Genomic DNA, 24,458 nt, shown 5'->3' with positions numbered 1-24,458 from the left:
TCTCATTTGAGGCTTTTTTTTTGCTTACTTTTAAGCACCTAAACTAACTATTTACCGTTTTAACGGACTAAAAATATTTATAAAAATGAGCATTTTAAACTCTATATTAAAACTATTTGTAGGAGACAAACAAGAGAAAGATTTAAAAGCTTTACAACCAATTGTAGCTAAAGTAAAATCATTTGAAGCTGCCTTAGAACAGTTATCACATGATGAATTACGAGCAAAAACAATTGCTTTTAAAGAACAAATAGCACAAGCTACCGAAAGCTTTAACTCTGAAATAGTCGCTCTAGAAACTGAAGCTAAAACAGCTGACATAGATCGTCAAGAAGATATTTATAATGAAATAGATAAATTAAAAGATGAAGCTTATCAAGCTTCTGAAGCTGTTTTATTAGAAATTATGCCTGAGGCTTTTGCCGTGGTTAAAGAAACTGCTAAACGTTTTGCTACTAATGAAACCATTGAAGTTACTGCAACACCTTATGACAGAGAACTGTCTGGCTCTAAAGATCATATCACTTTAGATGGCGACAAAGCCTTTTGGGCAAACTCATGGGATGCAGCTGGTAAAGCAGTAACTTGGGACATGATTCATTATGATGTGCAATTAATTGGTGGTTCGGTTTTACATCAAGGTAAAATTGCAGAAATGATGACCGGTGAAGGTAAAACATTAGTTTCTACATTACCCGTATATTTAAATGCTTTAACAGGAAACGGTGTTCATGTTGTTACCGTAAACGACTATTTAGCTCGTCGTGACCGCGCATGGATGTCTCCAATTTTTGAGTTTCACGGTTTAACAACTGACTGTATTGATGATCATCAACCTAACTCAGAATCTAGAAGAAGAGCTTATAACGCAGATATCACCTACGGTACTAACAATGAATTTGGTTTTGATTACCTACGTGATAATATGGCTAGTGCTAAAGAAGACTTAGTTCAAAGAGCTCCCAATTACGCAATTATTGACGAAGTTGATTCGGTATTGATTGATGATGCTCGTACACCTTTAATTATATCAGGACCTGTTCCTCAAGGTGATCGCCATGAATTTAATGAGTTAAAACCATTAGTAGCTGATTTAGTTTACTTACAAAGTAAATACTTAGTAGGTGTATTAGCTGAAGCTAAAAAATTAATTAAAGAAGGTAATACAAAAGAAGGAGGTTTCTTATTATTAAGAGTTTACAGAGGTTTACCAAAAAACAAAGCCTTAATTAAGTTTTTATCGCAAGAAGGTGTTAAGCAAATTCTTCAAAAAACAGAAAACTATTACATGCAAGATAACAACAAGCTAATGCCTGAAGTTGATGCTGAATTATGGTTTACTGTTGAAGAAAAAAACAATCAAATTGATTTAACAGATAAAGGTATTGCACATTTATCCGAAGTCACAAAAAATGAAACGTTCTTTGTATTACCAGATATTAGTGTAAAAGTTGGTGAAATTGAATCAGCTGATATTACTCCTGAAGAAAAAGCAAACCTAAAAGAAGAATTATATCGTGATTTTAGTGTGAAAAGTGAACGTATTCACACAATGAATCAGTTATTAAAAGCATACACCGTTTTTGAAAAAGATGTTGAGTATGTTGTGGTAGATAATAAAGTAATGATTGTTGACGAGCAAACAGGTCGTATTATGGACGGTCGTCGTTACTCAGACGGTTTACATCAAGCAATTGAAGCAAAAGAAAATGTAAAAATTGAAGATGCTACCCAAACATTTGCTACTGTAACATTACAAAATTACTTCCGTATGTACCGTAAATTATCTGGTATGACAGGTACGGCAATTACAGAAGCTGGTGAGTTTTGGGAAATATACAAATTAGATGTAGTTGAAATTCCTACTAACAAACCTATTGCTAGAGATGATAGAGAAGATTTAGTTTACAAAACTACTCGTGAAAAATATAATGCTGTAATTGAAGAAGTAGTTCGTTTAGTAAATGACGGAAGACCTGTTTTAGTAGGTACAACATCTGTCGAGATATCTGAATTATTAGGTAGAATGCTACAAATGCGTAAGATACCTCATAATATCTTAAATGCTAAATTACACAAAAAAGAAGCTGATATTGTTGCAGAAGCGGGAAAACCTGGTCAAGTAACTATTGCTACAAACATGGCCGGTCGTGGTACCGATATTAAACTTTCTAAAGAAGTTTTAAATGCAGGAGGTTTAGCTATTATTGGTACAGAACGTCATGACTCTAGACGTGTTGACCGTCAGTTACGTGGTCGTGCTGGGCGTCAAGGTGATGTAGGTTCTTCTCAATTTTACGTAGCTTTAGATGATAATTTAATGCGTTTATTCGGTTCTGATAGAATTGCTAAAATGATGGATAGAATGGGATTACAAGAAGGCGAAGTAATTCAACATTCCATGATATCTAAATCTATAGAACGTGCACAGAAAAAAGTTGAAGAAAATAACTTTGGAATTCGTAAGCGTTTATTAGAATATGATGATGTAATGAATTCACAACGTGAATTTGTATATAAACGTCGTCGTCATGCATTAGATGGTAAAAGATTAGAAATAGATATTGCTAATATGATTTACGACACCTGTGATTTAGTTGTAAAACAAAACAAAGCAATTAAAGACTTCCAAAACTTTGAATTTGAATTAATTCGTTTTTCATCAATGACTTCTCCTTTTACAGAAGAAGAATTTAATACTTTACCTGAAAACGAATTAACAGATAAGTTATACGAAATAGTTTCAAAACATTATCAAGAAGATAAAGAAAGAAATGCCTCACAAGCTTTCCCAGTAATAAAGAATGTTTTTGAAAATGAAGGAGACAGATACGAACGTATTGTAGTTCCGTTTACAGACGGATCTAAAACATTACGTGTAGTAACTAATTTAAAAGAAGCATACGAATCTGAAGGAGCATCTTTAGTAAGTGATTTTGAAAAAAACATCACACTAGCTATTATTGATGAAAACTGGAAAGATCATTTACGTAGAATGGACGAGTTGAAACAAACTGTTCAAAACGCTACTTATGAGCAAAAAGACCCTTTATTAGTATATAAATTTGAAGCCTTTGAATTGTTTCAACAAACAATTGACAAGGTAAATAAAGAAGTTTTATCTTTCTTATTTAAAGGAAAATTACCAGCACAAGATGAATCTCAAATTTCTGAAGCACGTGAACAACAACGTGAGAAATTAGATTTACGCAAAGATGAAGTTCAAAACTCAACACAACAAGCAATAAATAATGCTCGTGGTCAACAAACACAAGAGCAACAAGCTGTTGAAACAGTAGTTAGAGAGCAACCTAAAATTGGTCGTAATGAAAAAGTTACTATCAAAAACGTAATGTCTGGTGAAGAAAAAGAAGTTAAGTACAAACAAGCTATTCCTTTATTAGAAAAAGGCACTTGGGTACTTTACAATAAGTAAACATCACAAAATAATATTCAAAAAGCTCGGTTAAATACCGAGCTTTTTTATTTACAAAAAATTTACAAAAACTTATTAATTACAACTATTAATTAATGATCTAATAATTAATAGTTTACAATATCAATTAAGTTAAACAATAGTTTTGTATAAATTAAAGTTGTTGAACTTCAACGCTTACTTAAAAACTGTATTTATTTAAAAAAACTAACCTTTTAACTTATTATGAAGAAGCACAAACGCCGTAAAGTAGAAATTGCAGTAATTTCAGATGTACATTTAGGAACCTTTGGCTGTAGAGCGCTTGAACTTCATAATTATTTAAAAACTATTAATCCTAAAATATTAATATTAAACGGAGATATTATTGATATCTGGCAGTTTAACAAACGATATTTTCCTAAGGATCATTTAAAAGTTATTAAGCAATTAATGTCATTTATTACTTCTGGAGTTAAGGTGTATTACATTACAGGAAATCACGACGAAACTTTAAGACGTTTTGATGGTTTTAGATTAGGAAGTTTTGAAATTGTAAATAAGGTTGTTTTAGATATAGATGGTAAAAAGGGATGGTTTTTTCATGGTGATGTTTTTGATGTAACCATGCAACATTCAAAATGGTTAGCAAAACTTGGTGGTGTTGGTTACGATACACTAATAATGATCAATACAGCTTTTAACTGGATAAGTGAAACTTTAGGCTACGGACGATTATCATTCAGTAAAAAAATTAAAAACAGTGTAAAAAGTGCAGTTAAATTTATCAATGATTTTGAAACAACTGCTGCTGAAATTGCTATTGATAATCATTATGAATATGTGGTATGTGGACATATACATCAACCAGAAATGAAAGTCATACAAAGTGACAAAGGAGAAACTATTTATTTAAACTCTGGAGATTGGATAGAAAATCTCACTGCGTTGGAGTATAACAATTATCAATGGAAATTGTATGAATATGAAAAAGACGAGCTAGCACAAAAACTTCCAAATTCAATTGAAGTTAATGATGTTGAGTTGATTAAGGCTGAACAAACCAGCAGTCAACTTTTTGAAGAACTACTTGTAGAATTTAATATTCAAAAATTTACACGATCATGAAAATTTTATACGCTATTCAAGGAACAGGAAACGGACATGTAAGCAGAGCCCTAGAAGTGGTACCTCATTTGCAAAAACGTGCAGATGTTGATGTTTTGATTAGTGGTAACCAATGTGAACTTGAACTCCCTTTTCCTATTAAATATAAGTATTACGGTTTAAGCTTTATTTTTGGTAAAAAAGGCGGGATTGATATTATACAAACCCTAAAAAAAACAAAATTTAAAAATCTTATTAAGGAAATAAAAACTGTACCTGTAAAAAATTACGATTTAGTTATTAATGATTTTGAACCTGTTACTGCTTGGGCTTGCAAACTTAACAATGTTCCAATTATATCATTAAGTCATCAAAATGCTGTAGCTGATGAAAATGCTCCTAAATATGGAATTTTAAAACCTGAAAAATTTATTCTAAAATACTACGCACCTGCAAAAAACAAGTTTGGTTTCCATTTTAAAACTTATTCTTCTGCTACTTTTTTACCAATTATAAGAAAGGAAATTAGACATAGAAATATAACCAATAAAGGACATTATACAGTGTATTTACCTGCTTATGGTGATAAAAAATTAATTAAAATATTATCTCACTTTAAACATGTGAAGTGGGAAGTTTTTTCAAAACATTCTAATGAATTTAAACTTCACCATAATATAACTATTCGTCCAATAAACGGAGAAGAATTTATTAAAAGCATCGCATCATCTAGTGGTGTATTGTGTGGTGCTGGTTTTGAGACGCCAGCAGAGGCATTATTCCTGAAAAAGAAACTAATGGTTATACCTATGAAAAACCAATACGAACAACAATGTAATGCTTTGGCACTAGAAGAAATGGGAGTTCCGGTATTAAAAAAGCTATCAAAAAAACAAATTCGTAAAATAGATAAATGGTTAAAGTCTAAAGAAGTGGTTCAAGTAAATTACCCTGACGTTACTGAAGATATATTAGACGCAATTATTTTGCCTTATTACAACGAAACACTTCTGCCTCAAATTACCATCGGATAGGTATTTGATTATTGGCTTTTAAAATTTCATTTACTTTAGAGAAATGTTGGTTCCCAAACCAATATCCTCTATTCGCACTAAGAGGAGATGGATGCCCAGATGTTAACACTACATGCTTTTGGGCGTCTATTTTTTTTCCTTTCTTTTTTGCAAAACCTCCCCATAATAAAAAAATAACACCTTCTTTTTTAGCTGATGTTTCTCTTATTACAACATCTGTGAATTCTTCCCATCCTTTTTTTTGGTGACTTCCTGCTTCTCCTGCTCTAACTGTTAAGGTAGCGTTTAATAACAATACACCTTGAGATGCCCATGAACTTAAATCACCACTTACAGGATAAGGCTTTCCTGTATCGGAGTGTAATTCTTTAAAAATATTAATTAATGAAGGTGGATGTGCTATATCTTTGTGTACCGAAAAACACAATCCATTTGCTTGCCCTTCACCATGATACGGGTCTTGACCAATAATAACTACTTTTACATCTTTAAAAGCACAATAATTAAAAGCTGCAAAAATATCTTCTAATTTAGGATAACAAGTATTTGTTGCATACTCTTCATTTACATAATTCCATAACCTTTTAAAGTAATCTTTATTAAATTCAGCCTCTAAAATATGTTTCCAGTTTTCAGCAATATTTACCTGCATTATTTCTTATTTTTGTAGTTCTTTAAAAACTAGGTTAAAATTTTATAGTATTTAACCACATCGATAAAAACCAAAAGTAGGAATTTGAAAACGAATATTTCAGAAAAAACACTTCAAGATTTAGAGTTTACAACCGTTTTAGAACAAGTATCAGAATTTTGTATTTCTGATTTAGGAAGAGAAAACGTAGCTAATATTGTACCGTTCACTGGTAAAAAACAATTGTTTTTTGAATTACAATTAGTCAATGAATATTTAGCATCTTTTGAAAACGAAAATCGTATTCCAAATCATGGTTTTGATAATATTTCAGAAGCTATTAAACGGTTAGCTATTGAAAACAGTTATTTGGAAGCCGAGGCATATTTAAAAATTGCTTCTGTAAGCAACACTGTAAACGAACAAAAAAAGTTTTTAAAGAAGTTTAAAGAATACTACCCTACTTTATTTGAATTAAGTGAACAAATAGAATTTACCACTTTTATTGTAGATGTAATTCAAAAAATAATTGCTCCTCATGGAGAAGTAAACAACAACGCTTCTCCAACATTAAAGCAAATTAGAAAAGATATAAACAATGTTCGTGGTAAAATTTCTGAAAGCTTTTCAAGAGCTTTAAGTAGAAATATAGCTAACGGATATTTAGATGATATTAAAGAAACAGTTATAGATAATCAACGTGTATTAGCTGTTTTAGCTATGCATAGAAGAAAAGTAAACGGTAGTTTGTTAGGTTCATCTAAATCGGGTAACATTGTTTACATAGCACCACAAGCCACCTTGGCTTATAGTAGAGAATTACAAAATCTCATTTATGAGGAAAAACAAGAGGTAATAAAGATTTTAAGAACTTTAGCTGATGAAATTAGACCTTTTGTTACTTTACTTGAAGAATACTTAACGTTTTTAGCTCATATAGATGCAGTTGGTGCAAAAGCTAAATATGCCAGAGAAATTAATGCTGTTTTACCTAAAATAGTAGCGCATAAAAAAGTCTTTTTAAAAGATGCCTTCCACCCTATTTTATGGAGAAAAAATAAAAATCAAGGTATAAATACCATTCCACAAACCATAGAGCTTAATGAAAAGCAACAAATTATTGTTATTTCAGGCCCTAATGCTGGAGGAAAAAGTATCACCTTAAAAACAATTGGTTTATTACAATTAATGTTACAAAGCGGAATTTTAATTCCTGTTCATGAAAGAAGTGAAACTTCAATATTTGGAACTATTTTAACGGATATTGGTGACAATCAATCTATAGAAAACCAATTAAGTACATATAGTTATCGATTAAAAAACATGCGTTATTTTTTAAGAAAATGTAATGATAACACCTTGTTTTTAATTGATGAATTTGGAACAGGATCTGACCCTGAGCTAGGTGGTGCATTGGCTGAGATATTTTTAGAAGAGTTTTATGAGAAAAAAGCATTTGGTATTATTACCACTCATTATGCTAATTTAAAAGTATTGGCAAATGAGTTAGAAAATGTAACAAATGCCAATATGCAATTTGATGAACGTACTTTAGAACCATTATACAAATTATTTATTGGTCAGGCTGGTAGTTCTTTTACTTTTGAAGTAGCTCAAAAAAACGGAATTCCTTACAGTTTAATTAATAGAGCAAAAAAACGTGTAGAAAGTGAAAAAGTTAGACTTGATAAAACCATTTCTAAACTTCAGAAAGAAAGAAATCGTTTACAAAAAACTTCAGACACTTTAGAAAAACAAAAATCTAAAGAACAAGAACATATAGAAAGCTTACAAGAAAAAGAAGTTAAATTAAGAGAAAAACTTGAAGGCTTCCAAGAATTATATGATACTAATCAACGTATGTTAAGCCTTGGAAGAAAAATTAACGAACTATTAAACAAGTATTTTCAAACGAATAATAAAAAAGAGCTTTCTGCAAACTTCTTTAAATGGGTTGCAGCAGAAAAAACAAAATACACTAAAAAAAATCCGCCTAAAAAGAAATCAAAAACTGAAAAACAACAAGATAAAGTAGCTGCTAAAAAACAACAAGAAGCTATTAAAAAAGTAGAACAAGAGGTACTGCAAAAAGTTGTAAAAGTTAGAGAAGAAAAACAAAAAGAAGCTGAAAAAATAGCTAAAGAAAAAGCTGCTTACGAATTTAAAATTGGTGATAGAGTTCGATTAACAGATGGTAGATCTGTAGGTACTATTGATAAGCTAGAAAAGAAAAAAGCTTTTATAAACTACGGATTATTTACCACAGAAGCTTCAATTAGTCAATTAGAACTAGTAGAAAAAGCTAAGAAATAAACGCTTAATTCATTAGGGATGAACAACTAAATATTTTTTTCTATATTTAGATGATCTTTTAAACCCCCTAAGGCATGAGAAACTTTTTACAAGCTTTTCTCTTTTTTTGTATTTGGTTTGTATTAGCATTTTTTATTCATAAAAATGTTACACACGCTAGTACTTCTTCACAAAACAATTTAGTTAATAATAATCATGATAAGACTGATAATACTACTAAATTAGAAACAAAAAAGCCTGTTTTAGATAGTATTGCATCAAACGAAACCTATACTAAAGTCAATTTATCAAAAGTTGACACTGCACTATATATTATGCCTTTTACGGAAAAATTTGTCACCTCAAAAAATAACAAACGAGTAATTTTTCCACGAAAATTTTTCTATTTTAAAGATTCTATTTTTAATTATTTGAATAACAATCCTACTAAAGAAATTGTTATTGAGGGACAATATACTACCAACGAAAGTTTACCTGATGGAGAAAACTTTGGAAATAAACGAGCTAAGTATTTAAAAGAATTATTAGTGAGATACGGCGCTAATTCATCAAGAATCAAAACCACCAATAAACTTAGTGAATACGAGTATGACCCAAACGGTTATTATGCTGACGGAATAACTATTTATCAAAAAAACTTATCAAACATCAACAAAGAGGCTTTAGAGAAAGATATTACTAACAAAACACTTTACTCTTATTTTGGTGATAATAATTTTAAACCAGATAGATCTCTTCAAACCTACACACAAGAAGTTAAAAATTATTTAAAACTACATACAAATAAACATATAACTATAATTGGTCACACCGATAATGTTGGAGATGAAGAGGCTAATAAATGGATTGGTTTAGAAAGAGCTAAAAATGTGGCTAATTATTTTATAAGTCAAGGAATAGAAGCCTCTAAAATAACAACCATCTCTAAAGGAGAAACAACACCAATAACAAACAACAACACTAAACAAGAAAGAGCGAAGAACAGAAGAATAGAAATACAAATTAACTAACCACATAAAATCCCTACATAATGAATTTATTTATAACCAATGAAACCTATCACTTTCTAGAATTGTTTATCTGGATGTTCGGTTCTTTTCTAATTGGCTATATATTCGCTTGGTTTTATTACAGAAACAAATATCAATCAGAATTACAACAAAGTTCACAAACCATTTCTGAGTTAAAAGATGAAATGCAAGTAACTATTAGAGCTCGAAAAACCGTTGAACGTGGCGGCATAGAAATCAAAGCTCCTAAACCTTTAAACTTTAAAAGTTTTGGTGAAGCTGATGAGGAAAATAAAGACGACTTAACACAAATTAACGGAATAGGCTCTTTTTTAGAAAAAAAACTCAACAGTGTTGGTATATATACTTTTGATCAAATAAGTAAATTTACAAATGATGATATTAATGCTGTAACCGAATTAATTCAATTTTTTCCTGGTAGAATTGTACGCGACAATTGGAAAGAACAAGCAAAAAAACTTATAGAAAGCAAAGAAGAATAGTATTGTATTTATAAACACAGTACAATCAACTTTAATACTTCTATAACAAGTATACTAAAACTTGTTTAGTAACTTTGAAAATCACGTAATCACCCCCAACAATTAAATCATGAAAAAAAAACATTTACTAAAAATGAGTGTTATTGTTTTATTTGCTGTTGCATGTAAAAACAATACCGAAAAATCAGAAAAACAACAAACAGAAGTTGAAGCAAAAGCTCAAGAAACAACATCTGCTACTCCCTTAAAAGATGCTTTAGAAGCTCGCAAGAAAGATTTTGCAGCAAAAGCTGATGAACAAAAGAAACAAATTTACAAAGAAGGAATAGAAGCAGTAGCTAAAAGCGGAATTATTACGCAAGCTAAAAATGTTGGTGATATTGCTCCAGATTTCACATTAACCAATGCAACGGGCGACTCTATTAAATTACAAGAATTATTAAAAGAAGGTCCAATTGTCTTAACTTGGTATAGAGGCGGATGGTGTCCGTACTGTAATTTAACATTAAAACAGTTACAAAACGAATTACCTAATTTTAAAGCCAATGGTGCTAATTTAGTAGCATTAACTCCAGAGTTACCCGATAAATCATTATCTACTACAGAAAAAAATGAATTAGATTTTCATGTCTTAAGTGATATTGATAATAAAATTGCCAAAGAATATGGTATTGTTTTTAAGTTAACAGATGAAGTAGCTGATATTTACAATAAATCGTTTGGTGTAGATACTTACAATGGTAATGATAAAAACGAATTACCTTTAGCTGCAACATACATAATTAACAAAGAAGGAAAAATTATTTATGCCTTTTTAGACGCTGATTACAGAAACAGAGCAGAACCTTCAGAATTAACTAAGGTTCTTAAAAATATATAATCATAAAAAACTCCGCTGTTAGCGGAGTTTTTTTTATAATCATTTATTTAATCTAAGCCTTCCATTTCGGTGTCATAAAAAGCGCCAGCTTTTTCAATAAGTTGCTCTAACTCATTCGCTAAATCTTGTTCATTTTCTCCTGAAAGATCTTCAAACCACTCTACAGAATCATCTTTTAAATTAATTAAAAAACGAGGATACTCTGTATGTAAAACAAAAATATCTTCCGGATGATTACTGTTATCTGCTAATAAAAATTTAGGTAAGTTCATGTTTTTCTACAATTAATTTGCGTGTTAATTTGTTAAAGCGAAGATACAATAATATTGCCGATGCCGTTAATGAAACCAACAAACCTATCCATATACCTACCGCTTTTAATGGTGTATGCAATGCTAAATAATAACAAATTGGAAATCCTATTACCCAATAAGAAATAAAAGTAATTCCCATAGGAATTTTAACATCTTGCATACCTCTTAAAGCTCCTAATACAACCACTTGAATTCCGTCTGACAACTGAAAAAAACCAGCAATTATAATTAAAGTAGCAGCAGTTTCTACAACTTGTATGTTATCTACATAAAAAGTTGGTAATATATCTTTAAATACAACAAAACAAAGAGCAAAAAACAAATCAATAAAAATCATTAATATAAAGATTGACAATCCTACTCTTCTTAACTCTTTAAAATTTTGTAATCCTTTTTGATTTCCAACCCTAACGGTTGCTGTTACACCCAACCCTACAGCAATCATAAAAGTCATAGATGCTAAATTAAGTGCAATTTGATTTGCTGCTTGAGAATTAGTACCCAAAACTCCAGCAATAAAAATCCCTGATGCAAATAAGGTAACCTCAAACCACATTTGTAAGGCAGTAGGATATCCTAAATTATAAATTCGTTTAACTATAGGTAATTCGATGTTTTTAAATGAAAAATTAACTATGTAAGGTTTAAAAGATTTTGTTTTAACTACAATAAATATCATAAAACCTACCATAAAAAACCTTGAAAATAATGTTCCGTAAGCAGATCCAACCACTCCTAATTCTGGAAAACCTAATTCACCATAAATTAAAACATAATTAAAAAACACATTAATAATGTTTGCTATAATAGTAGCTCGCATAGCATACTTTGTTAAAGACAAACCGTCAGCAAACTGTTTAAACCCTTGAAAAATCATAACAGGTACCATAGAAAAAGCGATTACTTGATAGTAAGGCTTTGCTAATTCCACAACCTCCGTAGGTTGCTGCATGTAATACATTAAATTTTGTGACCCTAACATTAAAAAGCAAATCACAAATCCTAAAATAGTAGCTAAAAATATTCCGTGTTTAAAAATAATACTTCCTTTTTCAGTATTCTTTTCTCCATCAGCCTCTGCAATAAGTGGTGTTATTGCAAAACTAAAACCAATACCTAATGATAAAAAGATAAACATTAAACCATTTGCTAAAGAAACAGACGCTAATGGAGCTGCACCCAATTTACCAACCATTAAATTATCTGCCAATCCTACTAAAACATGTCCTAATTGCCCTAACATTACAGGGTAAGCAATGCTTAAGTTTTTCTTAAATTCTGATGTATAGTTAGATAAATTCACCGTGCTATTTTTGATTTTAAGACTGCGAAGATAGGGTAATTTAGCAGATTTTAATTACTTTTGATGATAATAAAAACTACCTAAAAATGGCAAAAATAACTTTACAAGGAAACGAAATAGAAACAAGTGGAAATTTACCAGAAGTTGGTACTAAAGCACCTGAATTTAATTTAGTTGCAGGTGATTTATCAAGAAAATCATTAAACGATTTTAAAGGTAAAAAATTAATCTTAAACATTTTTCCAAGTGTAGATACAGGTACTTGTGCTACTTCTGTAAGAAACTTCAACGAAAAGGCTTCTCAATTAGATAATACTGCGGTTTTATGTATTTCTAGAGATTTACCTTTTGCTCAAGGTCGTTTTTGTGGAGCTGAAGGTTTAGACAATGTGGTAATGCTATCTGATTTTTCTGAAGGTGCGTTTGGAAAAAATTATGGATTAGAAATTAACAACGGACCATTAGCTGGCTTACATTCACGTTGTATTATAGTTGTTGATGAAAATGGTACCATTACTCATACAGAACAAGTAGCTGAAATTGCTGACGAACCAAATTACGAAGCAGCATTTAACAAACTTTAACATGAAAAACCCTGATGTTGGTTTTGTAAAAGGTCGGTTAAAAAGTGTAAAATATGCTTTAAAAGGGCTGTGGCTTTTAATCACAACGGAAGACAGTATTAAAGTTCAGGTAATTGCTGCGGTACTAATTACTATTTTAGGCTTTATCTTTTCTATAAACCCTATGGAATGGATGATTCAGTTTTTAGCCATTGGTTTGGTTTTAGTAGCAGAAGCTTTAAATACTGCCGTAGAAAAAATTTCCGATTTTATACATCCTAATTATCACAAAAAAATAGGTTTTATTAAAGATATTGCAGCCGGAGCCCCAGCTTTTGCTGCAATTATTGCCTTAATAATAGCCGCTATAATTTATGTACCTAAAATTTCGTTATTGTTTACATAAATTTATCCCGAAAATTAATTTCATCTGAATGGCAAAAAAAACAACAATAAAAAGTAAGAAAACAACTGGTAATAAATCGGTAGTAACTCAAGTATCTACTTTCTTTAAAAATAGACAAACCCAAACCATAATTGGAGCATTTTTAATATTTTTTGCTGTTTTTTTGCTGATTGCTTTTATCTCATTTTTCTTTTCTTGGCAAGAAGATCAAAGTACCCTTACTCAATTTGCTAATAAAAAATTAGCCACCAAAAACTTATTGGGTAAAATTGGTGCTAAACTTAGTCATGTTTTAATTTACAACGGATTTGGTTTAGGTGCGTTTTTACTACCTTTTTTAGTGTTTTTAACGGGTGTTAGTTTAGTATTTACAGCAAAAGTTAAAAAAATTGTAACCTCATGGAATTGGGGTTTGTTAAGCATGTTATGGGTGGCAATTACATTAGGCTACGTACACAAAAAATATGCGGTTTTATCTGGGCTTGTTGGTTATGAAATAAACGATTATTTACAAACATTTGTTGGTAAAACTGGGTTAGCAATCATTTTAACATTCTTTTTTATAGCCTATTTGGTAATCCGATTTAGAATTACTCCAGAAAAAATTGCAGAAAACATTAAAAATAAAAAAGAAGCTTTGTCTAACAGTATTGCTGATGACTTTACAGAAGAAACTGTTAATGAAGTTAGCAGCTCAACAGTAAAAAATGAAGTTTCATCATCTGAAAAAGTGAAAACAATAAAGTCTGATTTTGAATTGTCTGTGGAAAATCTACAACCAACAATTAATCATCACTCAAACGTTGAGCAAACTAGTACAAAAGATGAAACTATTGAAGTTAAAGTAGATATTCCTCAAGCTGAACCAAGCATAACAGATACTAACAATACAAAAGATGAACATGAAGAAGAAGTAGATATTGATATTGAAAAAGTTACAGAAGAGGAACACTCTACTGAAAACTTATCTGAAAGACTAGTAAAAGATTTTGGCGAATTTGACCCTAAGTTAGATTTAAGTGATTACAAGTTCCCTACTTTTAATCTTTTAAAACAATACAACGAAAGTATTTCTATTGACCCTGAAGAACTTGAAGCAAATAAAAACCGAATTGTAGATACACTGAAAAACTACAAAATTGGTATTGCACAAATTAAAGCAACAGTTGGACCCACAATTACTTTATATGAAATTGTACCTGAAGCTGGTATTAGAATTTCAAAAATTAAAAACTTAGAAGATGATATCGCCTTATCATTATCTGCTCTTGGTATTCGTATTATTGCACCAATACCAGGTAAAGGAACCATTGGTATAGAGGTACCTAATAAAAAGGCAACCATTGTTTCTATGCATTCTGTAATTACCTCTAAAAAATTTCAAGAAAGCCAAATGCAATTACCTATTGCGTTAGGTAAAACAATTTCTAATGAGACTTTTGTGGTAGATTTAGCTAAAATGCCTCACCTTTTAATGGCTGGAGCAACCGGTCAAGGTAAATCGGTAGGTTTAAATGCTATTTTAACATCATTATTGTACAGAAAACACCCAGCTGAAGTAAAATTTGTATTGGTAGATCCTAAAAAAGTAGAACTTACTTTATTTAATAAAATAGAGCGTCATTACCTCGCTAAATTACCCGATGCAGAAGAAGCAATTATTACCGATACAACTAAAGTAGTAAACACCTTAAACTCTTTATGTATTGAAATGGATGCCCGTTATGATTTATTAAAATCTGCAATGGTACGAAACATTAAAGAGTACAACGCTAAATTTAAAGCTCGAAAATTAAATCCTGAAAACGGACATAAATTTTTACCATACATTGTTTTGGTTATTGATGAATTTGCAGATTTAATTATGACGGCTGGTAAAGAAGTAGAAACACCCATTGCTCGTTTAGCTCAATTAGCACGTGCTATTGGTATACATTTAATTGTTGCTACACAAAGACCTTCTGTTAACGTAATTACAGGTATTATTAAAGCAAACTTCCCAGCACGAATTGCTTTTAGGGTAACCTCTAAAATAGACAGTAGAACAATTTTAGATGCTCCTGGTGCTGATCAACTTATCGGACGTGGAGATTTATTATATTCGGGCGGAAATGACCTAGTTCGTATTCAGTGTGCCTTTGTGGATACTCCAGAAGTAGAAAAAATAACCGATTTTATTGGTTCACAACGCGCATATCCAGAAGCGCACTTACTTCCAGAGTATGTTGGTGAAGAAGGTGGCACAAATCTTGATATTGATATTCAAGACAGAGATAAATTGTTTAAAGATGCTGCTGAAATAATTGTGACAGCTCAACAAGGTTCGGCATCGTTATTGCAACGTAAATTAAAATTAGGATACAACCGTGCTGGTAGATTAATAGATCAATTAGAAGCTGCAGGTATTGTAGGTCCTTTTGAAGGTAGTAAAGCAAGACAAGTTTTAGTACCTGATTTAATTTCTTTAGAACAATTATTAGAAAACGAAAAACAACAATAAAACAAACAAACCGATAAGGAAACCAAGAAATGATGAAAAAATTAGCCATTTTATTTTTAGGAATTTTTATAAGTACTAACATTACTGCACAAAATTCTTCAGAAAAAGCAAAAGCTCTTTTAGATGAAGTTTCAACTAAAATGGGTGCTTATAAAAACATGACTATTGGCTTCTCCTCTACTCTTGTTAATGAGGAAGCTGGTATTACTAATGATCCTCCAATAAGAGGTAATATTACCTTAGCTGGAGAAAAATACAACTTAGACTACTTAGGAAATAACTTTATTTTTGATGGTAAACGTCTTGTAATTGTAAATAAAGAAGAAAAAGAAGTAAGCATTACAGATGGTGATTTAGAAGAAGAAGATGGTTTTATTTATCCTTCTAAATTATTAACATTTTATAAAGATGGTTACAATTATAAAATGGGAAAGCTAGAAAACAATAGCGGTAGAAAAATTCAATTAGTTGATTTAACTCCTATTGATAGTAATTCTGATATCGTAAAAGTTCAATTAGGTATCGATGCTAAAACAAAACATATCTACAAGTTAGTTCAAAAAGGATCTAACGGGGCAGTTACCACTTTTACTATTAATAAATTTGAAAGCGATAAAGCTATCTCTTCAAATTTATTTAACTTTAATAAGGCTAAATACCTTAAAGAAGGTTATTTAATTGATTAACTTTTAATATAACTTACATTCATAAAAGTTTTGTTAATGATTTTTTTAGTCTATTAACAAAACTTTTGTGTTTTTTACATCGAACCTTAGTACATTTGCAATTGTGAAATTACTAGATAAATACATACTAAAGAGTTTCTTAATACCCTTTTTAGCTACCTTCTTTATAATCTTATTTGTACTTGTGATGCAAGCAGTATGGCAAGCTTTTGACGATTTTGCGGGTAAAGGAATTAGTATGGTGTTTATTTTAAAGTTTTTGTGGTATACCATGCTGTTTGTTGCTCCGCAAGCTTTACCTATTGGTGTTTTACTATCATCTATAATGACATTAGGTTCATTATCTGAAAACTATGAGTTTGCAGCAGCAAAATCAGCTGGAGTATCGTTACAACGTATGATTAGACCTTTAGTATTTCTTGCCATCTTTTTAAGTTCGATAAACTTTTTGTTTTTAAATTATGTATATCCGTATGCTATTTTAAAACAATTAAACCTACGAATGAACATTAAAAAGAAGCAGCCTGCTCTAGCTTTAGTACCTGGTAGTTTTAACACTGAAATTCCAGATTATCAAATTAAATTTGATGAAAAATATGGTGAAGAAGATAATCTACTGAAAAATGTAATGATTTATGATCTTTCTTCTAAGAAAGGAAATAATAAAATTATTACAGCAAAAAACGGTGAATTGGTTTCTGAAGAAGGAAGTAGATACATGACATTAATTCTTAAAAATGGACATTTTTTTGAACATCATATAAATAATCAAACTTCTTATCAAAAAAGAAAAAAGATGCCAGCCTCATATGCAGATTTTGATGAGTATACGATAAATATTGATATCTCTTCTTTTTCTGACGATGGCTTAGATGATGTAAAATATAAATCTAACTATAACATGTTGAGTTTAGCTCAACTAAAAGACACACTCCCTACACTTAAAAATAATTATGATGAGTTTGTAAAAACAAGGGCAAAAAACCTATTGTTAAATGTTAATGCAGAGGATTTACATAGTGTAGCTGATTCTTTAAAAAACGATAAAATTAGCGCTCCTATATTAGATAATTTTGATGACACAGATAAGCGAAATATTTTAAATGCTGCTGTAGCAAAAGTAGATAGAACCTTAAACAATATACAATCAAATAAAGATTCATTTAAACATAAAAGAAAAGTATTAAACCTATATGATATAGAGTTTTACAATCGTGTAGCCTTTTCATTATCATGTTTACTACTCTTTTTTATTGGTGCTCCATTAGGCTCTATAATTAGAAAAGGAGGTATGGGCCTACCTATGATTTTTGCTATTGCCATTTATGTTACCTATTTCTTTTCAAACACATTTGGTCGTAATTTGGCTGAAGAAAGTTCATTAACCGCAATTACAGGAGCTTGGCTTGCTATGGCTATAATGTCTCCATTAGCTATCTTTTTAACAATAAGAGCTGCACAAGACAAAGGTATGGTTAACCTAAATGGAATACTATCAAACATTAAAAATTTCTTTAAAAACACATTCTCAAAAAAAGAGAAAACACTATAACAATGACAACACAAACTAAAATACAACTTAACACCATTCAGGAAGCTATTAATGACATTCGTAATGGAAAGGTAATAATAGTTGTTGATGATGAAGACAGAGAAAATGAAGGTGATTTTGTTGCTGCTGCTGAAAAAGCAACTCCAGAAATGATTAATTTCATGGCTACACACGGTCGTGGTTTAATTTGTACTCCATTAACTGAAAACAGATGTAAAGAATTAGAGTTAGGAATGATGGTTAATAATAATACCGATCCTATGGAAACTGCTTTTACTGTATCAGTAGATTTACGAGGTAAAGGAGTAACAACTGGAATTTCAGCTAGCGATAGAGCTTTAACAATACAGGCTTTGGTAGACGATGAAACCAAACCTTTTGATTTAGCCAGACCTGGACATATATTTCCTTTAAAAGCTAAAGAAGGTGGAGTTTTAAGAAGAACTGGTCATACAGAAGCTGCCATTGATTTTGCTCGCCTAGCTGGTTTAGAGCCTGCTGGAGTAATCGTTGAAATCATGAATGAAGATGGTACTATGGCTCGCTTACCTCAACTTATTGAAGTAGCTAAAAAGTTCGATTTAAAAATAGTTTCTATTGAAGATTTAGTTGCTTATAGAATGGAGCATGATTCTTTAATAGAAAAGAAAGAAGATTTTGATATTCAAACACGTTTTGGTGAATTTAGATTAAGAGCCTATCAACAAACTACCAATGACCAAGTTCATATCGCTTTAACTAAAGGTTCTTGGAGTAAAGATGAACCTATTTTTACCAGAGTAAATTCTACTTTAGTAAATAATGACATCTTAGGAACACTTACTAACGATGCCGATCAAAAGTTAGATCGTATGTTTAAAGTTATTAACGAAGAAGGCAAAGGTGCAATTTTATTTATTAATCAAGAAAACCAATCGTTAAACTTACTGAACAGATTGAAAGGTTTAAAAACAAACCAAGAAAACGGAGAAATGAAAGCTCCTGGTATTGTTATGGATAATAAAGACTTTGGTATTGGCGCTCAAATTTTACACGATTTAAACATTCATAAACTTAAACTGGTTTCTAACACTAAACAAGAAAAACGTGTTGGAATGATTGGTTATGGTTTAGAAATTGTTGACTATATAAATTATTAAATAAAAAAAGAGGCAGTAAATACTGCCTCTTTTTTTATAAAGTATGTAATATTGATTTAACAGAGTTAAATTCATCTATAATTTCATTTAAAACTTCTTTGGCAGGTTTAATTTCATGAATTATACCAGCAATCTGACCAATTTCTAGCTCGCCTTCTTCTAAATCCCCTTCAAACATCCCTCTTTTGGCTCTTGCCCTTCCTAAAAGCTCTTTTAATTGATCAACACTTGCTCCAGACTGATATAAAGCTTGAACATCATTAAAAAACTTATTCTTAACCAACCTAACAGGAGCTAATTCTTTTAAAGTAAGATGTGTATCTCCATCTTTAACATTCACTATAGTTTGCTTAAAGTTTTCATGTGCTGAAGATTCTACTGTAGCTGCAAACCTACTTCCAACCTGAACAGCATCAGCACCTAGTACCATAGCTGCTAACATTCCTCTTCCCGATCCTATTCCTCCAGCTGCAATAACAGGTATTTTAACTTGTTCTTTCACCATAGGAATTAACGTAAATGTTGTAGATTCTTCTCTTCCGTTATGTCCACCAGCTTCAAAACCTTCACAAACCACAGCATCTACACCAGCAGCTTCGGCTTTTAAAGCAAACTTTACAGAACTTACTACATGTACCACTGTAATACCTTTATCTTTTAAAAACTGAGTCCATGTTTTTGGATTCCCGGCTGAAGTGAATACAATCTTAACACCTTCTTCTACTATTATATCCATTATTTGTTCAATATCTGGGTACAACATAGGTACATTAACTCCAAAAGGGTTATTAGTTGCTTTTTTACACTTTTGAATATGCTCTCTTAATACATCAGGATACATAGATCCTGCTCCAATTAATCCTAATCCACCAGCATTTGATACGGCAGAAGCTAATTTCCATCCGCTTACCCAAATCATTCCACCTTGAATAATTGGATATTGTATATTAAATAGTTCTGTTATTTTATTTTGCATATAGTAAATTTACAATGATTAAATAGTACCTACAAAAAAACCTCGATAAAATCGAGGTTACTTATTATTATATTTTAGTAGGTTTTCTATGATATAACACCAGAACCTAATAACTCTTCATTTACATACCAAGCAACAAATTGTCCTTCTTGTATGGCTGATTGTGGATTAGAGAATTCAACAAATAAACCATTTTCAACTTTATGAAGTCTAGCTTTTTCTAATTTTTGGCGATACCTAATTCTAGCTTCAACATCCATAGTTTCACCAGGTACTAAAGCTAAATCTTCTCGTACCCAATGTAATTCTTCATTAGTTACAAATAATACATTCCTGTATAAACCTTTGTGTGATTTACCTTCTCCTGTAAAAATAATATTTTGATCAACATCAGTTTCAATTACAAAAAGTGGTTCTTTTGTACCTCCAACAGCCAAACCTTTACGTTGTCCTTTTGTAAAATAATGCGCACCTTGATGTTTACCTACTACTTTACCATCTTCTAAATTATAAGCATATTTTGTAGAAAAATAACGCAATTCATCTTCTTTTGATTCAAATACAGGAGCTTGTTTCGTATAGCTATTAAAACTCTCTGGAATTTGAACTATAACTCCCTCTTTAGGTTGTAACTTTTGCTGTAAAAAGTCTGGTAATCTTACTTTTCCTATAAAACACAAGCCTTGAGAATCTTTCTTTTCAGCGGTAATTAAATCGGCTTCTTTTGCTATAGCTCTAACCTCTGGCTTTGTTAATTCACCAATAGGGAATAATGCTTTTGATAATTGATTTTGTGAAAGTTGACATAAAAAGTAAGACTGGTCTTTATTATTATCTTTACCTGCTAATAATTTATACACAGTTTTTCCGTTAATAACTTCTTCAGCTTTTCTACAGTAATGGCCTGTAGCTACATAATCTGCTCCTAAACCAAGAGCTATATCCATAAAAACATCAAACTTAATTTCTCTGTTGCATAACACATCTGGATTCGGAGTTCTACCTTTTTCATATTCGTCAAACATATAGTCAACAATACGTTCTTTATATTGTTCACTTAAATCAACCGTTTGAAAAGGAATTCCTAATTTTTCAGCAACGATCATAGCATCATTACTATCTTCTAACCAAGGGCATTCATCTGAAATTGTTACTGTATCATCATGCCAATTTTTCATAAAAAGGCCAATAACTTCATACCCTTGTTCTTTTAATAAATATGCAGTTACGCTACTATCTACACCTCCAGAAAGCCCTACAACTACTCTTTTCATTTTTTATAATTTAGGGTGCAAATTTACGAATTTGTTACAGATTGTCACATCAGTTTAACCAATGATGCTATTGATAGGTTTTATTGTTTTTTTTTTATGGAATGTGTTTTTCTCTCTTTAGGTTTGTCTGAGAGCTCTCCGTCTACATAAAACTCCCATTTTCCTTCTCTTGCACCATCTTTATACATTCCTTTTTCCTTAAGATTTCCTTTTAAATCAAAATACTTAGCAGCACCGTTCAGCTTTCCATTTTCATATAAAACTTCTTCTATTAAGATACCTTTTTCGGTATATATTTTAGATAATCCGTTTTTTTGACCATTCTTATAGAACGTTTCTTCTGTTAAATTACCGTTAGCATAATAATTTTTAAGAATTCCGTTTAATTTTCCGTTTATGTAGTTTTCTTCAGAAAAAATCTTAGTTCCATCCGAAAAATAGTAAGTCCATTTTCCCTCTCTATTTTTACCAATCATTTTGCCGATGGTTTTCAACCTTGTTTTTTCATAAAACTTTACAACTGCTGTATCTGAATTTTCAGAAAACTCTTTAATTATTGATGGATATGAAGAATGTGGAGCATAAAACTCAAAAACACCTATTTCTTTACCATTTTTAAACTGGCCTTGGTAACGTAATTTACCATTTTCATAGTATTTACGCCAAACACCAGTTCTTTTACCGTTAGCATCTAACTGATTAACTTCTTGGGCTTTTATAGCTACAGATAAAAAAAGGGAAGCAATGGTTATTGCTAAAAATTGTCTTCTTATCTTTATCATAATATTCTTAAAATTTATAAACAAATATACATAAACCATACCAAGTTGAGCTCAAAAAATTTAGATGCTATTTTAACAGATGTAGTAAATGCCGCAAAAGCGCACAGAATTAAAGCTGCAAAAATTATTATAAATGAAAAAACACTTATTAAAGAGCTTGTGTATTTTGTTTTTAAAACAGAAAATAAACTATCAATAAAAGCTGCTTGGATTTTAGAATGGATATGTTCACATAATAATATTGATTATATCATACCGCACTTAACTTATTTTTGTGATAATTTACATACACTTAAATTTGATAGTTCTAAAAGGCCATGCGCAAAAGTTTGTGAACTTTTAGCTATTTCATACACAGAAAAACAACCTAATTTAATTCAACAAAAATTAAGCGCTGATAATATTGAAAAAATTATAGAAACTGGATTTGATTGGTTAATTACAGAACAAAAAATAGCGGTCAAGGCATACACCATGACCACTTTATATTTATTTGGAAAAAATAGTAATTGGATTCACTCAGAACTTTATACAATTATCCAAAAAGATGTAATTCATCAAAGTAAAGGTTGTGAAGCTAGAGGTAAAAAAATAATGAAGTTAATTAATAAAACTAATTCAATTCTTCCAAATTAGTTGGCTTTCTGTAACCTTGAAAAGGTTGTTTTAACAATTCTTTTAGACTACTATTGGTAACCTCATCAGGAAATGTATCAACTCCATACACAATTTTGTCTCTATCTAACTCTTTGTAAGTTCCTAATAACCTATCCCAAATAGAAAATATATTTCCATAATTAGAGTCTGTATACGGTAATAAATTATGATGATGTACCTTATGCATGTCTGGAGAAACTAATACATAACTAATTAATTTATCTATTTTGGAAGACATTTTAATATTAGCATGAGTAAATTGTGTTGCTATTAACGATAACGATTGATATAACATAATAATACCAATTGGTGTTCCTACTAAAAACACACCTAACAATGTAAATACAAAACGAATTACACTTTCTATAGGATGGTGTCTATTTGCTGTGGTAGTATCCACTTTATGATCGGTATGATGTACTAAATGCACCATCCAGAGTGGTTTTACTTTATGTTCCACTAAATGCGCTAAATAAGCTCCAAAAAAATCTAAAAACAATACACCTAACAATACGTATAACCATAAAGGCATTTCAGGCAACCAATTAATTAACCCAAAATCATTTGCTGTTACCCAATCAGCGGTATTTAATAACAAAAAAGCCAATGCAAAATTTATAATTACTGTGGTGCCAGTGAAAAATAAATTAGGTAATGCATGCTCCCATTTTTTATAGTTGAAATTAAATAAAGGTATTGCTCCTTCTAATAACCAAAAGAAAGTAATTCCGCATATTAAAATTAAGCTTCTATGTAAAGACGGAATATTTTCAAAGTAATTAATTAGTGTTTCCAATAGATAAATATTTTTTCTAAAATAAGAATTATCTTTAAAACACTCAAAAAGTCATAAAATCAGATGAATATTATTTTGGTAATCGTTTTTTTAATTCCTCTACAATTCTATAAGTAGCTGGGCAAACCTCCGTATTTTTGATAGTTAAATTAGCTAGTTGAATAAACTTTTTACGATTGGTATGAGGATATTCAGCACATGCCTTAGGACGAACATCATAAATAAAACATGAATTATCACTTAAATCTAAAAATGGACATGGAGCTGTTTTTAAAACATGGAAATCATCTTCATCAATTTGTAAATATTGATCTTTAAAATCTGCTACTTTCATTTTTAAATGTTTCGCAATTCGCTCTATATCTTTATACGTAAACATGGGAGATGTTGTTTTACAACAATTTGCACAAGATAAACAGTCGGTACGTTCAAACTCTTCCTCATGAATTTCTTGCACAAGTAAGTCCAAACGTTTTGGTGTTCTCTTTTTTAATTTCTGAAAATACTTTTTGTTTTCAGCTAGCTTATCTCCTGCCAGTTTCTTAAGATTCTCTAAATCTTTATCCATACTACAAAACTACAATTATTATCAACTAAAAACAGACTGAAAAACAAAT

General features: G+C 30.6%; 22 protein-coding genes. 14 read left to right on the top strand and 8 right to left on the bottom strand.

Features of this window, described 5'->3' with window-relative positions; genetic code table 11:
* Positions 1-85 precede the first annotated feature (85 nt).
* The 3 genes from secA to ACFQ1U_RS02675 all read left to right on the top strand — a co-directional run bounded on the left by secA (position 86) and on the right by ACFQ1U_RS02675 (position 5,556).
* Entirely contained in the window at positions 86-3,436 is a 3,351-nt protein-coding gene (gene secA, locus ACFQ1U_RS02685) for a preprotein translocase subunit SecA (protein ID WP_386105045.1), read from the top strand.
* Positions 3,437-3,661: 225 nt separating this feature from the next.
* Positions 3,662-4,543, top strand: coding sequence for a UDP-2,3-diacylglucosamine diphosphatase (locus tag ACFQ1U_RS02680; protein WP_386105043.1), 882 nt, complete (start codon positions 3,662-3,664; stop codon positions 4,541-4,543).
* On the top strand, positions 4,540-5,556 hold the full coding sequence (locus tag ACFQ1U_RS02675; protein WP_386105041.1) for a glycosyltransferase family protein: 1,017 nt from the start codon (positions 4,540-4,542) through the stop codon (positions 5,554-5,556). The genes ACFQ1U_RS02680 and ACFQ1U_RS02675 overlap by 4 nt, the downstream gene beginning before the upstream one ends.
* Here the strand turns inward: ACFQ1U_RS02675 and ACFQ1U_RS02670 are convergent.
* Entirely contained in the window at positions 5,543-6,208 is a 666-nt protein-coding gene (locus tag ACFQ1U_RS02670) for a uracil-DNA glycosylase (RefSeq protein ID WP_386105039.1), read from the bottom strand. The two genes, ACFQ1U_RS02675 and ACFQ1U_RS02670, sit on opposite strands and share 14 nt — an antisense overlap.
* 84 nt (positions 6,209-6,292) lie before the next feature.
* Here ACFQ1U_RS02670 and ACFQ1U_RS02665 point away from each other — a divergent pair, with 84 nt between their 5' ends.
* The 4 genes from ACFQ1U_RS02665 (at position 6,293) to ACFQ1U_RS02650 (ending at position 10,893) form a co-directional block, all read left to right on the top strand.
* Positions 6,293-8,500 carry an endonuclease MutS2 gene (locus ACFQ1U_RS02665; protein ID WP_386105037.1) on the top strand — a complete coding sequence of 736 codons (2,208 nt, stop codon included), beginning with the start codon at positions 6,293-6,295 and terminating at the stop codon, positions 8,498-8,500.
* Between the two features lie 74 nt (positions 8,501-8,574).
* Positions 8,575-9,510, top strand: a complete 936-nt coding sequence (locus tag ACFQ1U_RS02660; RefSeq protein ID WP_386105036.1) for an OmpA family protein — start codon at positions 8,575-8,577, stop codon at positions 9,508-9,510.
* Positions 9,511-9,530: 20 nt separating this feature from the next.
* Positions 9,531-10,013 carry a hypothetical protein gene (locus ACFQ1U_RS02655; protein WP_386105033.1) on the top strand — a complete coding sequence of 161 codons (483 nt, stop codon included), beginning with the start codon at positions 9,531-9,533 and terminating at the stop codon, positions 10,011-10,013.
* Positions 10,014-10,122: 109 nt separating this feature from the next.
* Positions 10,123-10,893 carry a peroxiredoxin-like family protein gene (locus ACFQ1U_RS02650; RefSeq protein ID WP_386105031.1) on the top strand — a complete coding sequence of 257 codons (771 nt, stop codon included), beginning with the start codon at positions 10,123-10,125 and terminating at the stop codon, positions 10,891-10,893.
* A gap of 47 nt (positions 10,894-10,940) precedes the next feature.
* Here the strand turns inward: ACFQ1U_RS02650 and ACFQ1U_RS02645 are convergent, their stop codons facing one another.
* Positions 10,941-11,165 carry a hypothetical protein gene (locus ACFQ1U_RS02645; RefSeq protein WP_386105029.1) on the bottom strand — a complete coding sequence of 75 codons (225 nt, stop codon included), beginning with the start codon at positions 11,163-11,165 and terminating at the stop codon, positions 10,941-10,943.
* Positions 11,152-12,510, bottom strand: coding sequence for an MATE family efflux transporter (locus ACFQ1U_RS02640; protein ID WP_386105027.1), 1,359 nt, complete (start codon positions 12,508-12,510; stop codon positions 11,152-11,154). The genes ACFQ1U_RS02645 and ACFQ1U_RS02640 overlap by 14 nt, the downstream gene beginning before the upstream one ends.
* An 86-nt stretch (positions 12,511-12,596) precedes the next feature.
* On the opposite strand from ACFQ1U_RS02640, the gene tpx reads away from it, so the two are divergent.
* From tpx to ribB, 6 genes are all read left to right on the top strand, one after another.
* Positions 12,597-13,094, top strand: coding sequence for a thiol peroxidase (gene tpx / locus ACFQ1U_RS02635; RefSeq protein WP_386105025.1), 498 nt, complete (start codon positions 12,597-12,599; stop codon positions 13,092-13,094).
* A 1-nt stretch (position 13,095) separates the two neighbouring features.
* On the top strand, positions 13,096-13,479 hold the full coding sequence (locus ACFQ1U_RS02630) for a diacylglycerol kinase family protein (RefSeq protein WP_386105023.1): 384 nt from the start codon (positions 13,096-13,098) through the stop codon (positions 13,477-13,479).
* Between the two features lie 28 nt (positions 13,480-13,507).
* Entirely contained in the window at positions 13,508-15,979 is a 2,472-nt protein-coding gene (locus tag ACFQ1U_RS02625; RefSeq protein WP_386105021.1) for a DNA translocase FtsK, read from the top strand.
* A gap of 29 nt (positions 15,980-16,008) precedes the next feature.
* Positions 16,009-16,665 carry a LolA family protein gene (locus ACFQ1U_RS02620; RefSeq protein WP_386105019.1) on the top strand — a complete coding sequence of 219 codons (657 nt, stop codon included), beginning with the start codon at positions 16,009-16,011 and terminating at the stop codon, positions 16,663-16,665.
* Between the two features lie 103 nt (positions 16,666-16,768).
* Positions 16,769-18,217, top strand: coding sequence for an LptF/LptG family permease (locus ACFQ1U_RS02615; RefSeq protein ID WP_386105017.1), 1,449 nt, complete (start codon positions 16,769-16,771; stop codon positions 18,215-18,217).
* A gap of 2 nt (positions 18,218-18,219) precedes the next feature.
* Positions 18,220-19,356, top strand: a complete 1,137-nt coding sequence (gene ribB / locus ACFQ1U_RS02610) for a 3,4-dihydroxy-2-butanone-4-phosphate synthase (RefSeq protein ID WP_386105015.1) — start codon at positions 18,220-18,222, stop codon at positions 19,354-19,356.
* Between the two features lie 34 nt (positions 19,357-19,390).
* Here the strand turns inward: ribB and ACFQ1U_RS02605 are convergent, their stop codons facing one another.
* From ACFQ1U_RS02605 to ACFQ1U_RS02595, 3 genes are all read right to left on the bottom strand, one after another.
* Entirely contained in the window at positions 19,391-20,332 is a 942-nt protein-coding gene (locus ACFQ1U_RS02605; RefSeq protein WP_386105013.1) for an NAD(P)H-dependent flavin oxidoreductase, read from the bottom strand.
* An 86-nt stretch (positions 20,333-20,418) separates the two neighbouring features.
* The gene (mnmA, locus tag ACFQ1U_RS02600) at positions 20,419-21,606 is read right to left on the bottom strand and encodes a tRNA 2-thiouridine(34) synthase MnmA (RefSeq protein ID WP_386105011.1); all 1,188 of its coding nucleotides are present in this window, start codon (positions 21,604-21,606) and stop codon (positions 20,419-20,421) included.
* 80 nt (positions 21,607-21,686) lie between these two features.
* Positions 21,687-22,388: a toxin-antitoxin system YwqK family antitoxin gene (locus tag ACFQ1U_RS02595; RefSeq protein ID WP_386105009.1), complete on the bottom strand. Its 702-nt coding sequence runs from the start codon at positions 22,386-22,388 to the stop codon at positions 21,687-21,689.
* A 45-nt stretch (positions 22,389-22,433) separates the two neighbouring features.
* On the opposite strand from ACFQ1U_RS02595, the gene ACFQ1U_RS02590 reads away from it, so the two are divergent.
* Positions 22,434-23,024, top strand: a complete 591-nt coding sequence (locus tag ACFQ1U_RS02590) for an adenylosuccinate lyase (protein WP_386105007.1) — start codon at positions 22,434-22,436, stop codon at positions 23,022-23,024.
* On the opposite strand, the gene ACFQ1U_RS02585 is transcribed toward ACFQ1U_RS02590, so the two are convergent.
* Complete coding sequence (locus tag ACFQ1U_RS02585) at positions 23,002-23,841, bottom strand: sterol desaturase family protein (RefSeq protein ID WP_386105005.1); 840 nt, start codon at positions 23,839-23,841, stop codon at positions 23,002-23,004. The two genes, ACFQ1U_RS02590 and ACFQ1U_RS02585, sit on opposite strands and share 23 nt — an antisense overlap.
* Positions 23,842-23,911: 70 nt before the next feature.
* Positions 23,912-24,409, bottom strand: a complete 498-nt coding sequence (locus ACFQ1U_RS02580; RefSeq protein WP_386105003.1) for a YkgJ family cysteine cluster protein — start codon at positions 24,407-24,409, stop codon at positions 23,912-23,914.
* Between the last annotated feature and the right edge of the window lie 49 nt (positions 24,410-24,458).

The organism is Tenacibaculum geojense (assembly GCF_042676005.1).
In the GTDB taxonomy this organism is placed as follows: Bacteria; Bacteroidota; Bacteroidia; order Flavobacteriales; family Flavobacteriaceae; genus Polaribacter; species Polaribacter geojense.
Note: the sequence above shows the minus strand (reverse complement) of the source record. Positions and strands in the feature narration are given on the sequence as shown.

Bases quoted from the DNA above. Each gene is read 5' to 3' on its own strand.
- ACFQ1U_RS02580 (WP_386105003.1), bottom strand. From the start codon at position 24,409: ATGGATAAAGATTTAGAGAATCTTAAGAAACTGGCAGGAGATAAGCTA.
- ACFQ1U_RS02625 (WP_386105021.1), top strand. From the start codon at position 13,508: ATGGCAAAAAAAACAACAATAAAAAGTAAGAAAACAACTGGTAATAAA.
- ACFQ1U_RS02645 (WP_386105029.1), bottom strand. From the start codon at position 11,165: ATGAACTTACCTAAATTTTTATTAGCAGATAACAGTAATCATCCGGAA.
- ACFQ1U_RS02660 (WP_386105036.1), top strand. From the start codon at position 8,575: ATGAGAAACTTTTTACAAGCTTTTCTCTTTTTTTGTATTTGGTTTGTA.
- ACFQ1U_RS02620 (WP_386105019.1), top strand. From the start codon at position 16,009: ATGATGAAAAAATTAGCCATTTTATTTTTAGGAATTTTTATAAGTACT.
- tpx (WP_386105025.1), top strand. From the start codon at position 12,597: ATGGCAAAAATAACTTTACAAGGAAACGAAATAGAAACAAGTGGAAAT.
- ACFQ1U_RS02680 (WP_386105043.1), top strand. From the start codon at position 3,662: ATGAAGAAGCACAAACGCCGTAAAGTAGAAATTGCAGTAATTTCAGAT.
- ACFQ1U_RS02675 (WP_386105041.1), top strand. From the start codon at position 4,540: ATGAAAATTTTATACGCTATTCAAGGAACAGGAAACGGACATGTAAGC.
- ACFQ1U_RS02670 (WP_386105039.1), bottom strand. From the start codon at position 6,208: ATGCAGGTAAATATTGCTGAAAACTGGAAACATATTTTAGAGGCTGAA.
- mnmA (WP_386105011.1), bottom strand. From the start codon at position 21,606: ATGAAAAGAGTAGTTGTAGGGCTTTCTGGAGGTGTAGATAGTAGCGTA.
- ACFQ1U_RS02630 (WP_386105023.1), top strand. From the start codon at position 13,096: ATGAAAAACCCTGATGTTGGTTTTGTAAAAGGTCGGTTAAAAAGTGTA.
- secA (WP_386105045.1), top strand. From the start codon at position 86: ATGAGCATTTTAAACTCTATATTAAAACTATTTGTAGGAGACAAACAA.
- ACFQ1U_RS02655 (WP_386105033.1), top strand. From the start codon at position 9,531: ATGAATTTATTTATAACCAATGAAACCTATCACTTTCTAGAATTGTTT.
- ribB (WP_386105015.1), top strand. From the start codon at position 18,220: ATGACAACACAAACTAAAATACAACTTAACACCATTCAGGAAGCTATT.
- ACFQ1U_RS02650 (WP_386105031.1), top strand. From the start codon at position 10,123: ATGAAAAAAAAACATTTACTAAAAATGAGTGTTATTGTTTTATTTGCT.
- ACFQ1U_RS02595 (WP_386105009.1), bottom strand. From the start codon at position 22,388: ATGATAAAGATAAGAAGACAATTTTTAGCAATAACCATTGCTTCCCTT.
- ACFQ1U_RS02605 (WP_386105013.1), bottom strand. From the start codon at position 20,332: ATGCAAAATAAAATAACAGAACTATTTAATATACAATATCCAATTATT.